The 16229-nt window shown below is 58.8% G+C and carries 12 protein-coding genes; 8 read left to right on the forward strand and 4 right to left on the reverse strand.

The window, feature by feature from the left end; translation table 11 throughout:
* Positions 1 to 88 precede the first annotated feature (88 nt).
* Positions 89 to 232: a hypothetical protein gene (locus H6G62_RS18525; RefSeq protein WP_190497854.1), complete on the reverse strand. Its 144-nt coding sequence runs from the start codon at positions 230 to 232 to the stop codon at positions 89 to 91.
* 521 nt (positions 233 to 753) lie between these two features.
* Between H6G62_RS18525 and katG the strand changes: the two genes are divergently transcribed.
* Entirely contained in the window at positions 754 to 2907 is a 2154-nt protein-coding gene (katG, locus tag H6G62_RS18530) for a catalase/peroxidase HPI (RefSeq protein WP_190497856.1), read from the forward strand.
* A 93-nt stretch (positions 2908 to 3000) separates the two neighbouring features.
* On the opposite strand, the gene H6G62_RS18535 is transcribed toward katG, so the two are convergent.
* Positions 3001 to 3609, reverse strand: coding sequence for a CPP1-like family protein (locus H6G62_RS18535; RefSeq protein WP_190497858.1), 609 nt, complete (start codon positions 3607 to 3609; stop codon positions 3001 to 3003).
* Positions 3610 to 3899: 290 nt separating this feature from the next.
* On the opposite strand from H6G62_RS18535, the gene H6G62_RS18540 reads away from it, so the two are divergent.
* Positions 3900 to 5231: a D-alanyl-D-alanine carboxypeptidase gene (locus H6G62_RS18540; protein WP_199325105.1), complete on the forward strand. Its 1332-nt coding sequence runs from the start codon at positions 3900 to 3902 to the stop codon at positions 5229 to 5231.
* 23 nt (positions 5232 to 5254) lie between these two features.
* Here H6G62_RS18540 and H6G62_RS18545 read toward each other — a convergent pair whose 3' ends face one another.
* Both H6G62_RS18545 and H6G62_RS18550 read right to left on the reverse strand, forming a co-directional pair.
* Complete coding sequence (locus H6G62_RS18545; RefSeq protein WP_190497860.1) at positions 5255 to 5596, reverse strand: hypothetical protein; 342 nt, start codon at positions 5594 to 5596, stop codon at positions 5255 to 5257.
* A gap of 196 nt (positions 5597 to 5792) precedes the next feature.
* Entirely contained in the window at positions 5793 to 6323 is a 531-nt protein-coding gene (locus H6G62_RS18550) for a DUF4149 domain-containing protein (RefSeq protein ID WP_190497862.1), read from the reverse strand.
* A gap of 320 nt (positions 6324 to 6643) precedes the next feature.
* Here H6G62_RS18550 and H6G62_RS18555 point away from each other — a divergent pair, with 320 nt between their 5' ends.
* The 6 genes from H6G62_RS18555 to prfC all read left to right on the forward strand — a co-directional run bounded on the left by H6G62_RS18555 (position 6644) and on the right by prfC (position 16104).
* Positions 6644 to 7234 (forward strand): HAD family phosphatase, encoded by a 591-nt coding sequence (locus tag H6G62_RS18555; RefSeq protein ID WP_190497864.1) that lies wholly within the window; start codon positions 6644 to 6646, stop codon positions 7232 to 7234.
* 130 nt (positions 7235 to 7364) lie between these two features.
* The gene (locus H6G62_RS18560) at positions 7365 to 8333 is read left to right on the forward strand and encodes a DUF362 domain-containing protein (RefSeq protein WP_190497866.1); all 969 of its coding nucleotides are present in this window, start codon (positions 7365 to 7367) and stop codon (positions 8331 to 8333) included.
* Positions 8334 to 8433: 100 nt separating this feature from the next.
* A complete protein-coding gene (locus tag H6G62_RS18565) occupies positions 8434 to 9006 on the forward strand; it encodes a Uma2 family endonuclease (RefSeq protein WP_190497867.1) in 573 nt (190 codons plus the stop codon).
* 118 nt (positions 9007 to 9124) lie between these two features.
* On the forward strand, positions 9125 to 11062 hold the full coding sequence (locus H6G62_RS18570) for an adenylate/guanylate cyclase domain-containing protein (RefSeq protein WP_190497869.1): 1938 nt from the start codon (positions 9125 to 9127) through the stop codon (positions 11060 to 11062).
* A gap of 257 nt (positions 11063 to 11319) precedes the next feature.
* The gene (locus H6G62_RS18575; RefSeq protein ID WP_199325106.1) at positions 11320 to 14322 is read left to right on the forward strand and encodes a glycerol-3-phosphate acyltransferase; all 3003 of its coding nucleotides are present in this window, start codon (positions 11320 to 11322) and stop codon (positions 14320 to 14322) included.
* A 144-nt stretch (positions 14323 to 14466) separates the two neighbouring features.
* Positions 14467 to 16104 (forward strand): peptide chain release factor 3, encoded by a 1638-nt coding sequence (prfC, locus tag H6G62_RS18580; protein ID WP_190497870.1) that lies wholly within the window; start codon positions 14467 to 14469, stop codon positions 16102 to 16104.
* The last annotated feature ends 125 nt before the right edge of the window (positions 16105 to 16229 follow it).

Below are 16229 nucleotides of genomic sequence, written 5' to 3' on the forward strand. Positions count from 1 at the left end.
TGCTTCTGAAGCTCTTGCTTTTCCTCTGACGTTAGATAGTTTCTGACTCCCATGGCTTATTCCAGAATTTTAATGTATTATACGCAGTTTAGATGACTAACAGCTTAATTTGTATCTCCAGGTTCCAGCCCCGTACCGCATCGGGATGCACGACAAGGTGCACCGTGGGAACGGGGTGCCCCACCGGAATCTCCAGGGTGTCGTGGCGATGGATGCCCAGCCTGGATTCCATGCCCTGATTGACTGACAAAAGCTTATGGCTCCCACATTCAACGCTCCACAGATCCGACCGTAGGGGTGAGGTTTACTCTATCCAAAGGAGGATGGCATTACGGAATATCTACGCTGAAATCAAAGGGAAAGTCCATGCTTTTACCACACCGCTTGATCAGGCGAGATATTCACCTCAGCCCTAGCGATCTATTGGCATGGGAAATCGTAAATAGGACGATATAACCGACCGCATTCGTCTGACTATAGCGGGTTTCAGTCGAATGAAGGACACCGCTAAGATCCCCCCAGCCTCCTTATTAAGAGGGGTGCAAGGTGAATCTTCTACAGCCATAAACTGGAGGGATCTGAAACTAAACAAGCTTGTACCTCACTGAAGCGCGAGCGCGAACAAGTGAGAGCCGCTATATGACCATCGGGCCGTTGTTGATGAATTCCTTAAGCTTAGACGTTACGCCATGGGCTTGTTAGACAATACTTCAAGTTCATGAATTCTACTCAGTCGATTTAAGGAATAACACAATGACAGGTAAATGCCCGGTGATGCATGGCGGTGTAACTACCGCAAGTATGGCCCAGATGGACTGGTGGCCGAAGGCGCTGAACCTCGATATTTTGAGCCAGCACGATAGCAAAACTAACCCGCTGGGATCAGAGTTTAACTATCGAGAAGAAGTTAAAAAACTTGACGTTGCAGCCCTCAAGCGGGATCTGCACGCTCTGATGACCAACAGCCAACCCTGGTGGCCAGCGGATTGGGGCCACTATGGCGGGCTGATGATTCGCATGACCTGGCACGCGGCGGGCACCTATCGCATTGCCGATGGGCGGGGCGGGGCGGGTACGGGAAATCAGCGGTTTGCCCCGATTAATTCCTGGCCAGATAATGTCAATTTGGATAAGGCCCGTCGGCTGTTGTGGCCGATTAAAAAGAAGTATGGCAACCAACTCAGTTGGGCCGATTTGATCGCCTACGCAGGCACCATGGCCTACGAATCCATGGGTCTAAAAACCTTTGGCTTTGCTTTTGGTCGGGAAGATATTTGGCACCCTGAAAAAGATATTTACTGGGGTTCTGAAAAGGAATGGCTGGCCCCCAGCGACAATCCCCACAGCCGCTATTCTGGTGAGCGCGATCTGGACAATCCCCTGGCAGCGGTGATGATGGGGTTGATCTATGTTAACCCCGAAGGCGTGGATGGGAATCCTGATCCCCTGAAGACCGCCCATGATGTGCGCGTCACCTTTGCCCGCATGGCCATGAACGACGAGGAAACCGTGGCCCTCACCGCTGGGGGGCATACGGTGGGCAAGTGCCACGGCAATGGCGATGCGGCGCTGCTGGGGGCAGAACCGGAGGGGGCCGATGTGGAGGAACAGGGCTTGGGCTGGCACAACACCACCCGGCGCGGCATTGGCCGCAATACCGTCACCAGCGGCCTTGAGGGCGCTTGGACGACCTACCCCACCCAGTGGGATAACGGCTATTTCCGGCTGCTGCTCAACTACGATTGGGAACTGAAAAAGAGTCCGGCGGGGGCGTGGCAATGGGAGCCGATCAACATCAAGGAAGAGGATAAGCCCGTGGATGTGGAGGATCCCTCCATCCGCCTCAACCCGATCATGACCGATGCCGACATGGCGATGAAGATGGATCCGGAATACCGCCAAATTTCCGAGCGGTTCTACCAAGATCCGGCCTACTTCTCGGAGGTCTTTGCGCGGGCTTGGTTCAAGCTCACCCACCGGGATATGGGGCCAAAGGCGCGGTACATTGGCCCCGATGTGCCCCAGGAAGACCTGATTTGGCAGGATCCGGTTCCCGCTGGAAATACTCACTACGACGTGCAATCGGTGAAGGATCGGATCGTCGCCAGCGGCCTCAGCATCCGCGAGATGGTCTGTACCGCCTGGGATAGCGCCCGGACGTTTCGGGGTTCCGATAAGCGCGGTGGGGCCAATGGTGCCCGGATTCGCCTTGCGCCCCAGAAAGACTGGGTGGGCAACGAGCCGGAGCAACTGGCCAAGGTGCTGACGGTGCTGGAGGGCATCGCCGCCGAAACTGGGGCCAGCGTCGCCGATGTGATTGTCCTGGCCGGGAATGTCGGCCTTGAGCAAGCGGCCAAGGCTGCCGGGGTGGATATCACCGTTCCCTTTGCCCCTGGCCGAGGCGATGCCACGGATGCCATGACCGACGCCGAATCCTTTGAGCCACTGGAACCCGTCCACGATGGCTACCGCAACTGGCTGAAACAGGATTACGCCGTGCAGCCCGAAGAATTGCTGCTCGACCGCACCCAACTGATGGGGTTGACCGCTCCAGAAATGACTGTTTTGGTGGGTGGAATGCGGGTTTTGGGCACCAACCACGGCAACACCAAGCACGGCGTTTTCACCGACCGGGAAGGGGCGCTAACCAACGACTTCTTCGTCAACCTAACGGACATGAACTACCTGTGGAAGCCCGCTGGCAACAACCTGTACGACATCTGCGACCGCCAAACCGGACAGACCAAGTGGACGGCCACACGAGTGGATCTGGTCTTCGGGTCAAACTCCATCCTGCGGGCCTACGCCGAAGTCTATGCCCAGGACGACAGCCAGGAGAAGTTTGTGCAGGACTTCGTCGCCGCCTGGACAAAGGTGATGAACGCCGACCGCTTTGATCTGGCCTAGCCGCCAAACTCAATCCCCACGCGGCCATGGCAAGCGGCGTGGGGATTGAGCAAGGGCCTTTGCACGTCGATACCAGAAACTCCGGTACAGGCGCTAGCGCAGGAAGCTACTCACCGTCCACAGCGATAGACAGGTAACGGCGGCGGCGATGGCATCGGGGCTGGCCCAGGCGAACTGCGCCCCCTGGGGAATGAGGAATTGCCCCACCGTTAATCCTAGGGCCAGACCCACCGCCAGACCCGCCAGGGTCAGCAGAAACGACCGCCAGAATTTGTTTTCCTTGCGGTTGAGGAAATATACCGCAGCCCCCAGGGCCACCGCCAGGGAGAGGGAGGGGGCCGCAAACCCCAGCAGGGCCAACCCAGCAAAGGTGATGGCAGGCCAGAGAATATCATCGCGGCTGGGGGTGTCCACTAGGCCAGAGAGCCAATCGGGCCGGGGCAGGGAGGGCGTGACCTTAGCGGATGGAGCGGGTTCTGGGGTATTTTCCGCAAACCGAATGCGGTCGGGTACTTTAATTTTGCCCTCCTGCCGTAGCCGCAGCCGTTCCATCAAAATGGCATCGTAGGCCGCTTCGATATTGGCTTTTTGCTGGGGTTCATCACCACAGGCGTCAATCAGGCGATCCCTCGCCGCCTGAATTTCCTCGAAGGTGGACGCTTCGGTTAGCCCTAGTAGTTCGTAGGAATTTTGATCACTCATCGGCAACACTCCGAGATCCCCAGGGTCAATCGTGGGCTTGGCTCAACAGAATGGCTCTACTTTACCAAGTCAGCAGGTACTTTACCTTCCAGTGTACATACCGATCTCATTTTTTTGAGATCGGTCTACCCGTCCTCCATGGATTGACAAGCCGAGGGGGAGCGTCGCTCATCACCCAGGGATGCCCTGGTATGCTATGTCCTGGATAGCCTAAGGCGGTGTTGACTGTGTTGGGTGTTGACTGTATTGATGGAGGACGGGTTGTGGTACGCCTAAATCCCCTTTTTTCTGTGCCCCTTTTGGCAATGGCCCCCCTGGTGGCGGCTCCCTTGGGACTGCTGTCGGTGCTATTTAATGTCGGGGAATCCCAACCCCTCCAGCCCACGGGGTTACAGGGCCAAGTTCTGGTGGCGGAGTGGCGCACCCCCTGGGTGGCGGGGCTGAATCCCGATCCAGCCATTGACCAAATTTTGGCCCAATACCTAGCGGGGCTGGCACAGCAGGGCTGGTCGATTCCCGACCAGGGCATTTGGATTCAGACAGGAGATAGCGCCATTGCCCAACACCAGGGCCAGATCCCCATGCCAGCGGCCTCGTTGACCAAGCTGGCCACCACCCTGGCCACCCTCAAGCATTGGCCCCTCGATCACCAATTCGAGACCCTAGTGGGCTTCCACGGCACCTTGGAAAATGGCATTGTGCAGGGCGACTTGGTGGTGCAGGGCGGGGGCGACCCCCTATTTGTGTGGGAGGAAGGGATCGTCCTGGCCAACCATCTTCAGTCCTTGGGCATTCAGCAGGTGACGGGGGATTTGGTGATTGTCGATGGCTTCACGATGAATTTTTCGGAGGATCCCAACGTCTCGGCGGAAAACCTCAAGCGGGTGATGCATGCCGACACCTGGAATAACGAAATCCGAGCCGCCTATGGCAACCTGGAGGCCAACACCGCCCAACCCAGCCTCGCCATCAACGGCACCGTGCGCCGCATTCCTAGCAATGCCCTGCCCGCCGAAACCACCTGGCTGGTGCGCCACCAATCGCTGCCCCTGGTGGCCATTCTCAAGGCGATGAATATTTACAGTAACAACGTTATGTCTGAACAGGTGGCGGCTTTGGTAGGTGGGGCCAGGGTGGTCACAGAAACCGCCTCGGTGATGGCCGACCTGCCGCCAGGGGAACTGAGTTTGATTAATGGATCGGGTCTGGGGGTGGATAACAAAATGTCGGCCCGCGCCGCCGTCGCCCTCACCACCGCCCTCCAGCGAGAACTGGAACAGCAGGGCTATTCCGTGGCCGATGTGCTGCCCGTCTCTGGAGAAGACGTAGGCACTTTGATCGACCGTCGCATTCCTGCCACCGCCGCCGTCAAGACAGGCACCCTAGCGGAAGTCAGCGCTCTAGCAGGTATGGTGCCCACCGCCGACCGTGGCCTCGTATGGTTCGCCATCATCAACCGAGGCTGGGCCATTCCTGACCTACGGGTACAGCAAGACCAGCTACTCCAGGCCATCCAAGCCCAATGGGGGGTGGCCACGGTGCCTGCCCATCTATCCACCAAGGTCAAGATGCAAACCCCCGACTATCGCTACGGCGACCCTCGCCGCAATGTCGATCCCTAGAGGGTTATCGGTTTTGTGGTGGGTTAGGTCTGAGATTGTCGCCAACGCCAGCGTTGATCGAGGAGGGTTTGGCTGAGAACCCGCAGGGGCTCTTGGGTTTCCCCCGAAAACAGGGCAAAGTCCACTGGCCCCCAGGTGAGTTCGGCTTGTTCTGCCAGATCTAGCAGGGCTGGATCATCTAGGGCAATGCGGTGGTTGAGCCGTAGGGTAACCAGGGGCAACCCATTATGCCCAGCCCCCGAGATCAGCCCCCAGTCGTATTGATCGAGCAGGGCTTGCAGCTCGGCTCCAGACGAGGCCCGAAAGGTGGCCAGTTGCTGCTGCTTTTGCTGTAGTTCTTGCAGGAGTTGGTGGTCGGTTTGCATTATGCTCCTCTACCCAATGGCTATGTTGAACCCTACCACGAGTGTAAAGGGCGGCTGGGGCTCTAGAGTTGAAGACTTTCTATTGCTATGGTGCGGCTATGGTGCGCTGAGCTTATCCAGCCACGAAAGACGCCCAAAGCCGTGGAAGTGACTTTGGGCGCTGGAACCTCGGCATCCGCAGATCCCCAAGGGTCGATTAAGCTTCGCCAGAGACTTGGAGGTCGTGGAAGTAGAGCTTCAGCAACAGGCCACAGCCCAGGAGTTTGAGCGCTTCTAGGCCAAAATACAGCAGGTGCAGTTGGTTCATGCCAGCGGGCAGAATGGTGGCGGTTTCAAAGGCGTTGAGGGATACCCCCAGGGCACCCATGGCCGGAGTGAGGACGTAGGTCATGGTTAGCACAATGGCGAGTAACCCGATCCCCAGTTCAATGGCCCAACGACTGCGAATGCCGCTGTCCATGACGGTATGGTCGGTGCGAGCTTGGTGTGTGACCAGCAGCCCTGTGAGAATCAGCGCACCACAGACCAGTTCTAGACGGTTAAACACCCAGAACAGCGAGTAACCAGCGCTGCCAAAGTCAGGTTGGCTCATCATACCCGTGACAAATAAACCGGGCATGACCACAAAATCCATCAGCAAACTAGCACTAAACCAAAACATTAGGGAAAACAGAACGACCCCAAACCAATTGACGGATTTCAAACTGGGGTTGGATAGCGTACTCATGGCGACTTAACCTAGAACGTATGGATAGAAAAGCCCAAGGCGTAGCGTTTTGGGCCGGAGGTATCGATGTCTTCAGCCTATCGAACTTTGTCGCGCCAAACTGTGAACTATTCTTTCGAGAGTGTTACTCCCAGGGGCTTCTATCCCACCAAGAAAGGACGGCAAGGGCTGTGGCAGCTAGGGTTGAGGGCTCTGCCTAGCTCGACCGTTCGCCATGAAGGGTTGATAAAAATTCAATTTTCGTTATTAACTGATACAACTGTTGTCTGGGGCTACAGTTGTATCAGAGAGACCCAACCTTTCGGGAGCGATGAGGGGCGATGATTACACACATTGTGTTGGATATGGGTGGTGTGCTAGTGGGGTTGCAGTGGCGGGAGCGAATGGAGGGCTTGCTCGGTCGCGATCTGCCCCTCCAGGAACTCCATCATCTGTGGATTAGTTCCTCTAGCACGGTGGATTTTGAATCGGGCCGCACGGACTTTGACCAGTTTACCCAGGCTTTTTTACAGGAGTTTGATCTCGATATCGATTCCGCCTTTTTTCAGCAAGAATTTCTAGAACTGGTGCAGGAGCCTTTCCCCCGTTGCCAAACCGTTTTACAGGATATTAAGGCGAGATTTCACCTATCCCTATTGTCGAACACCAACCCCGCTCACCACGAAAAACTCAGCCGTCGCTACGACTTTTTCCAAGCCTTTGATCAGCTTTTTCTATCCTACCAATTGGGCTGCATGAAACCCAGTGCGGCCATTTTTGATCATGTCATCACCCACCTCAACACCCCTGCCCACGCCATTGCTTTTTTTGACGACGGTGCCCGCAATGTGGAGTCGGCCAAGGCCGCAGGGATGAACGCTTTTCGGGTCGATTCCCCCGATGAGGTTTGGGCCATTGTGCAGGGGTTTTAAACCCGTCCTCAGCCTTGGCCTTGGGGCGATCCCTAGCTTTGGCGCGTTATGGTAGTCGGTAGATTCTTCCTGTTCAGGTTTCCCGGTTCAGGTTTGGTTCAGATGTCTCCGGTTCAAAAGGATAATGCCGATGTCGGTTCCGGTCAGTCTTATTCGTTCCCAGTCCTACGATATTCCAGCCCTGCGGCAGTCCATCGAAGCGCTACTCGACCCCCTAGGGGGAATGGCCCAGTTTGTGAAGCCAGGAGATCGGGTGCTGCTGAAGCCCAACTTGCTGACGGGGGCGCGGCCCACCCAGGAATGCACCACCCGCCCAGAGGTGGTCTACGTGGTGGCGCAGATGGTGCAGGCCGCCGGAGGCAAGCCTTTCTTGGGAGACAGCCCCGCCTTTGGCACCGCCCACGGGGTGGCCAAGGCCAACGGGTTGCTGCCCCTCGCCCAGGAGCTCAATCTGCCGATTGTGGAACTCCACGGCCACCGCTACGCCACCGATAACCCCGCCTTCGACCACCTGCGCCTTTCTAAAGAGGCGATGGAGGCCGATGTGGTGATCAACCTGCCCAAGGTAAAGTCCCACGCCCAGCTCACCGTCACCCTGGGGGCGAAGAACCTGTTTGGCTGTGTTCCCGGCAAGATGAAAGCCTGGTGGCACATGGAGGCCGGGAAGGACGTGGAACGCTTCGGCACCATGCTGGTGGAAACCGCTCGGCTAATTAACCCCGCCCTCACCATTGTGGATGGCATTATTGGCCACGAGGGCAACGGCCCCAGCGGCGGCGAACCTAGGGAATTGGGCGTCCTCGCGGCCAGTGCCAACGTGTTTGCGGTGGATCGGGCCATGGTGGAGGTGTTGGGCGTAGATCCTCAAACCGTGCCCACGGTGGCGCAATCCCTGCGGCTGGGCTATTGCCCCGCCTGGGAAGACCTCAGCTTCCCCGCCCTCGCCCCCGCCGACCTGAAGGTAGAAGACTGGCGCTTGCCGGATCAACTCCTGCCCATCGACTTTGGGATGCCCAGGGTGGTGCGGTCTACCTTCAAACATCTCTACATTCGCTACATCAAAGAACCCATGGCCGCCTACGCCAAGCGGTCGGCCTAATTCTCCTGTAGGGGCGAGGTTTCCTCGTCCCTCTATCCCGGCTCTCAACTCCGTCCTCCATGGCCGTCAACCGCCCTAAGCCCTCTCTCCGGTAAAGCCGATGATTGCCCTCACCCTCCGCCCCACGCTCCAGCTTACCGATGAGGTATTTGAGCGCATCTGCCAGCAAAACCCCGACCTACGCCTGGAACGCACCGCCCACGGAGAACTGATTGCCATGGCCCCCGCCGGAAGCGAAAGTGGATACCGCAACGCCGATTTATCAGGGCAACTCTGGCAATGGAATCGACGGGCCAAACTTGGCGTCACCTTCGATTCCTCCGCCGGGTTCACCCTTCCCAATGGCGCGATTCGGTCGCCCGATGTCGCCTGGGTGGAGCAAGCCCGCTGGGATCGCCTCTCCCCAGAGCAGCGCCGCCGCTTTGCCCCCCTCTGCCCCGATTTTGTGTTGGAACTCAAATCTCCCAGCGACGAGCTATCTACCCTGCACGCCAAACTGGAGGAATATCTGGCCAATGGTGCCCAGTTGGGCTGGCTGATTGACCCTGAACAACAGCGGGTCTATACCTATAGCCCCGATCAGCCCGTCCAGGACTTTCAGCGCCCAGACACCCTCCCCGGCGATCCGGTGTTGCCCGGTTTTGTGATGGATTTCACCCTGATTTGGCCCTAGGGACGCAAGGCCCAGCCGATGCCTCCATCCATCCGTTGATCCGGAAAAAGGTGGGTCAGCCAAGATCTAAGTTCAAACCAGATCCAAATATCGACCGGGTTCAACGGGAGGTGGGCGAGTGGCAAAGTCAAGTCGGCTGTTTTCGCAATTGGGCCATGGGCTGATGATCAGTGCGGCGGTGTTTGGGGCCATTGCCCTAGCGTCCCAGCATCCCTGGATTGTGCGAACGGAGGGCTACGGACAGTCGGTGCTGTGGCGGCTGCGGGGGCCAATTGAACCACCACCGGACGTGGTGATTTTGGCCATCGATGAATACTCCCTCAGCCAGGGCAGCATCTATGCCGGAAGCCCAGAGCGCTATCCCCACCTAGCTCCCATAGAATCGTGGCCCTGGCAGCGCCAAGCCTATGCCCTCGCCATAGATCGCCTGCTGGAGGCCGGAGCGCGGGCGGTGGCAGTGGATGTGCTGTTCCTCGATCCCAGCCTCTATGGCCCAGCGGACGATGCGGCCCTGGAGGCTACCCTGGCTAAATGGGGCGATCAGGTTGTCCTAGCGGCCCTCTACGATGCCTCACCCACGGACTTGGGAGGGTTTACCACCCTGCTCACCCCCGTCCTCAATGGGGCGGTTCACCAGGGGTTGATCAACATCGCCCCCGATGCCGATGGCCAAGTGCGGTTGGCCCCAGAAACGGTTCTGGCTCAACTGCGTCAGCAACATGACTTTGTAGACACCCTACCCGCCTTTGCCACCGCCACCCTCCAGGCCGCTGGCGATCCCAACCCCCAATGGCCCAGCGAGCAACTCTTTTTCTATGGGCCGGGGGGCACCATTCCCACCATTTCCTTTGCCAACCTGCTAGAGCCCGACAACTGGGAGCGCTATCGCCATCAGTTTGCGGGCAAGTTGGTGATCATTGGCCCCACCGCCGTTTCCCTGCAAGATATCCACCGCACCCCCATGGATAACACCATGCCGGGGCCGGAGATCCACGCCCAAACCATAGCCGCCATGCTGGAGGGCCGCACCCTGAACCCGCTCCTCGATAATGCCCTGCTGCGGGGGATACTCTCAGGATTGCTGATCGGCGGATTGGGTCTGGGGTTAGGCTATCGATTTAGTCAGCCTTTACCCCGGCTATTAGGATTCGGGACGACCATCACCCTCTGGGGTGCCACCGCCTACCTGCTGGCCATGGGGCCACCGGGGCAACTCATCCCCCTGGCGATTCCAGTCGCCTGCCTGGGCATGGGCGGCATCGCCTACATCGCCACCGGGGCCATCGGCAACCAGCTTGAAGAACAACGCCTGCGCCGCACCCTCGAACGCTATGTGTCTCCAGCGGTGGCCAAGGAGATTTTGAGCCAGCCCGAAGACTTCACCAGCCTGGGCGTGGGTCAACAGGTGCAAGCCGCCGTGCTGTTTTCCGATATCCGGGGCTTTAGCCGCCTGTCCTACCAGCTTGGGGCCGAGCAAACCGTGCAGATGCTCAATACCTATTTCAATGACATGGTGGCCGCCATCCTGGTGGAACGGGGCACCATCGACAAGTTCATCGGCGATGCCATCATGGCGGAATTTGGCGCACCCATCTCCCAAGGAGCCAAGCAAGATGCCCTCAGTGCCGTCCGTGCCGCCCTGGGCATGAGAAAGTCCCTCACAGCCCTGCGTCAGCGGTTGCAAGCTGAAGGATTGCCGCCCCTCTTCCACGGCATCGGCATCAGCTACGGCAACCTGGTGGTGGGCAATGTGGGATCACCCCAACGGCTGGAATATACCGCCATTGGCGACACCGTCAACGTGGCTAGCCGCATCGAAAGCCTCACCAAGAAAGTCGGCACCGATCTCCTGATCACCAGCCCCCTCTACGACCTCATACAGGAGGACGTAATCGCCGTTGATCATGGAGAGCATTTTGTCGCCGGACGGGAAAAGGAAGCCGTCCAGGTCTATGGCATCATCAGCTTGCGCGACGAGTCCGACACCCTCTACCAACAGGTGCAGCGGGATCTTCAAGCCCACCTCGCCGCCACCCCTAAGGGGCCACCGAAGTAACCTAACCGCCGTTCGGGATAACCAGGTTCCCCCGTGGGATAGATGGCCGGAGGGCGGGGTGATTTAAATCGACAACATCCGATAGGCGGATTTAGCCGATGATCGGCTCAAGTGGCCCATCCCTAGACCTTTCAAAATGGGATGGTGAGCCTACTTCGGAGGGAAACCCCTTATCCCGAACTCAGGTTAATGTAGGAAACATCATTGTGATGGGGGGTGTCTAGAGCCCCCTATTTTTTCGTCCCTACGGTTTTGCCATGGCTGTGACTCTCACCCAGGTTTGGGGTGCGTTGTTGATTTTTGTGTTATCGCCCCTGGTGGGCGGGTTGCCGCTAACGGGCTGGGTGACGCGCTGGGTATCGGGGAAGCGGTTGTCCCAGGTGGGAACGGGCAATGTGGGGGTATCGGCGGCGTTTTACCACGGCGGCAAGGTAGCCGGGATTTTGGCGGTGCTGCTGGAGGCGGCGAAGGGAATCTCCGTGGTGCTGCTGGCGCGGCATTACTTTCCGGCGGATCCGGTGTGGGAGATCCTGGCGCTGATTGGCCTGGTGATGGGGCGCTACTGGTTTGCCAAGGGGGCGGGCACCACCAACGTGGTCTGGGGCTTTGTGGTGCATGATTGGGTCACGTCGCTGCTGACCTGGTTGATTAGCGGCCTAGGGTTTACGATTTTTAGGGAGCGGCGGCAGGGGCGGCTGTTGGTGCTGGTGTTGCTGCCAATATTGACGGCGTTGCGCCACCCTAGCGATGGCCCCCTGGTGTTGGCGGTGGCCTGCCTGAGCGGGCTAATCGCCTGGATTTACCAAAAGCTGCCCGACGATTTAGACCTCCCCACCGAGGGAGGACGTTTGGAGTCTCGCACCATGTTTCGTTTTTTTCGGGGAGATCGGGGGCTGGTGGCGCTGGATCGGCCCCTCGACCCCACCCAGTTTGGCCCCAAGGCCGCGACCCTAGGGCAGTTGACATCCTGGGGCTATCCGGTGCCTCCGGGCTATGTGTTGCAGGCGGGGGACGACCCGACGGCCCTGCTGGAGATTACCGATCCCTCGCTGCGTCAGCCCGTGGTGGTGCGATCTTCTGCCCAGGATGAGGATTCGGGCCTGGTGTCGGCGGCGGGAATTTACGAGTCTTACTTGAACATCGCCACTAAAGAAGACCTTTCGTTGGCCATCGTGCGCTGCTTTGCCACCTACAACAGCCCCCGCGCCGTGCAGTATCGCCAAGATAACGCCCTGCCAGAGCGGGCCATGGCGGTGATTGTGCAGCAGCAGGTGATCGGCCAATTTTCGGGGGTGGCCTTTAGCCGCGACCCCATTGCCCGCTGTGGTGATGCGGTGGTAATCGAAGCCCTGCCCGGTGGGGCGGAACGGGTGGTCTCTGGCCAAGAAACGCCGGAGCAGTACCGAGTGATGGTGCAGCCCAACGACATCCCTTCGGCCACGGAGCTAGAACCCGCCGAAAGCTGGATTTTGCCCGATGCCCTTACCCTCACCGTGGAGGGCGACGGCCAAACCCCCGACCGCCTTTTGCAACAGGTCGCCTACCTGGCCCGCCACCTAGAGACCCGCTACCAGGGCGTTCCCCAGGATATTGAATGGACCTACGACGGCGAAACCCTGTGGCTGTTGCAAAGCCGCCCCATCACCACCCTGCGCCCCCTGTGGACGCGCAAAATTGCCGCCGAGGTCATCCCTGGCGCGATTCGGCCCCTCACCTGGTCGATTAACCGCCCCCTGACCTGCGGCGTGTGGGGAGAAATTTTTACCGTCGTGCTAGGCAACCAGGCGAAGGATTTGGACTTCACGGAAACCGCCACCCTGCACCACGCCTACGCCTACTTCAATGCCACGCTGCTAGGGGAAATCTTCCTGCGCATGGGCCTGCCTACGGAAAGCCTGGAGTTTCTCACCCGTGGGGCTAAGTTCAGCCGTCCTCCCCTCAGCGCCACCCTCAAAGCTCTGCCGGGACTGCTGCGGCTGCTGAACCGCGAACGCCGCCTGTGGGTAGACTTTGAGCGGGAAAACTCCACCCTGTTCGCCGCTGGCCTGAATGCCCTCACCATGGTGCGCCGGGAAACCCTCAGCCCCGAAGAACTGCTAGATCGCATCGAAGACGTGCTGGTGCTGCTGCGCCACGTCACCTACTACAACATCATGGCCCCGCTGAGCTTTGCCCTGCGCCGTGCGGTGATGGGGGTGGCCGAGGAAGCCCTCGATGCTCGCCAAAACGCCGAAGTCGCTGCCGTAGAAGACCTCCGTGCCCTAGCCGAAGAAACTCGCCAAATCTTTTCCGCCGAACAGCTCAAAACCATCACCAACGGCTCTTCTATGATGACGGCCCTCGCCGAGACCCCCGATGGCGAGATGATCCTGGCCCAGTTGAATCATTTCATCGAGGAATACGGCTACCTCAGCCCCGTGGGCACCGACATCGCCGTGGCCACCTGGCACGAAAACCCCGCCCCCGTGCGGGAACTGCTGGCCCAGTTTGTGCTGCACCCGCCCCCGCCCAAGCCTGTTCCAGACTCCGTTAGCAACGGCAAGGGGACTAGCAACGGCAAGGTGAAAGGCCCCCTGGTGGACTTGGCCCAGCGACGGTTCGACCTCAAGGGTCAGGTCAACACCCTCTACAATCGGCTGCTGGCGGAACTGCGCTGGAGCATTTTGGCCCTAGAAAATCACTGGGTTGAACAGGAAAACCTGACCCAAACCAAAGACATTTTTTTCCTCACCCTAGCGGAAATCCAGGCCGTCCTTCAGGCCGATCATCCCCCCAGTTGGGACGCCCTCCGTGCCCGCATCCGCACCCGCCGCGAACAGTTCGACCAAGATCGCCAGCGGCAACAGGTGCCCTATCTTGTCTTTGGCAACGATCCCCCGGCATTGGAACACATGCTGCTGGCCCCCCAAGCCGACGGATTGCAGGCGTTGAAGGGCATCGGTGCCAGTGCCGGAATCGTCGAAGGCCCGGTGCGGGTGATGACCCACCTAGAAACCGTGGAAGTCGGGAGCCTACCCTTCATCCTGGTGGTGCCCTACACCGATGCCGGATGGACGCCGCTACTGGCTAGGGCCAAGGGGTTGATTGCCGAAGTGGGGGGCCGTCTCTCCCACGGGGCCATCATCGCCCGCGAGTACGGCATCCCAGCGGTGATGGACGTGGCCCACGCCACCGACCGCCTCCACGATGGTCAGTGGGTGCGGTTGAATGGCCAAAGCGGCCTGGTGGAGGTGATTGAACCACCCTTGATCCGCCCATGACACTCAACCTAACGCCACCTTCTCTCTGGGGAGGACTACGGCGTATCACCCTTCATCCCTCGCGGTACCGCAAAACGGGAACCCAGCTTATTACAATGGGTAGAATGGCGATCATCCATATTCCGTTACCAGGCTCCCTGTTCCATGACCCAAGCCGCTGCTCTTCCTGCCTCTGAAATTGCCAAAGCCGTGGAGCAACGGCGTAATTTTGCCATCATTTCCCACCCCGACGCCGGGAAAACCACCCTAACGGAAAAGCTGTTGCTGTACGGAGGTGCCATTCAAGAAGCCGGGGCGGTGAAGGCCAAACGCGCCCAGCGCAGCGCTACGTCGGACTGGATGGAACTGGAGCAACAGCGGGGCATTTCCATTACCTCCACGGTGTTGCAGTTTGCCTACGGCGGCTACACCATTAACCTGCTGGATACCCCCGGCCACCAAGACTTCAGCGAAGATACCTACCGCACCCTGGCGGCGGCGGACAATGCGGTGATGCTGGAGGACGCGGCCAAGGGTCTGGAACCCCAAACTCTGAAGCTGTTTGAGGTCTGTCGGATGCGGTCGCTGCCGATTTTCACCTTCTTCAACAAGATGGATCGGCCCGCCCGTGAGCCCCTGGAACTGCTGGACGAAATTGAGCAGCGCCTCGATTTGCAGACCTACGCCGTCAACTGGCCGATTGGCATGGGGGAACGGTTTAAGGGCGTGTTTGATCGCCGCACCCGCCAGATTCACCTGTTTGAACGTACCGCCCACGGTAGCCGCGCCGCCAAGGATACCGTGGTTGACCTGGGCGATCCGCGCATTGAAGACCTGCTGGAACAAGACCTCTATTATCAATTCAAAGAAGAACTGGAAGTCATTGAGGAACTGGGGCCAGAGCTGGATCTAGAGGCCGTCCACGCCGGACAAATGACTCCTGTATTCTTCGGCAGCGCCATGACCAACTTTGGCGTCCAGTTGTTTCTAGATGCCTTTTTAGACTACGCCCTCAAGCCCACCTCCCGCGACAGCACCATCGGCGAAGTGGCCCCCACCCACGAAGAATTTTCCGGCTTTGTGTTCAAGCTTCAGGCCAACATGGATCCTAAACACCGCGACCGGGTCGCCTTTGTGCGGGTCTGTTCCGGCAAGTTTGAGAAGGATATGGTGGTCAACCATGCCCGTTCTGGCAAAACCGTACGCCTGTCTCACCCCCAAAAGCTGTTTGCCCAAGGCCGCGAATCCCTCGAAGAAGCCTATCCTGGTGACGTGATCGGCCTGAATAACCCCGGTGTGTTTGCCATTGGCGACACCATCTACCAGGGCCAGCGCCTAGAGTACGAAGGCATTCCCTGCTTTTCGCCGGAAATTTTCGCTTACCTAAAGAATCCCAACCCCTCCAAATACAAGCAGTTTCAAAAGGGCGTATTAGAACTGCGGGAAGAGGGGGCGGTGCAGATCATGTTCTCCGCCGACGAAGCCAAACGTGACCCGATTCTGGCGGCGGTAGGCCAGCTTCAGTTTGAGGTGGTGCAGTTCCGTATGAAGAACGAATACAACGTCGATACCAACCTAGAATTGCTGCCCTACTCCGTCGCCCGCTGGGTGGAAGGCGGCTGGGAAGCCCTGGAAAAAGCGGGACGGTTATTTAACACCGTCGTCGTAAAAGATAGCTGGGAACGTCCGGTGCTGCTATTCCGCAACGAGTGGAACTGCCAGCAAATTGCCAGCGACCACCCGGAACTCAAGCTCAGCACCATTGCCCCGGTGTTTTCTGGCAAGGAACCCGCCAGCCTGTAGCTTCGCCCTCAATCCTGATAAACCCTGTAGATGGGGACGGATACCCTGATACCTGTGGCCCCATCTACCGATTTCCTTGCGTCCCAGCGATGCCCCAATTGTGCTGAATCTCCAGGCTCTTAGCG

The sequence above is a fragment of the Phormidium sp. FACHB-1136 genome (genome assembly GCF_014697375.1).
Taxonomy (GTDB): Bacteria; Cyanobacteriota; Cyanobacteriia; order Phormidesmidales; family Phormidesmidaceae; genus Nodosilinea.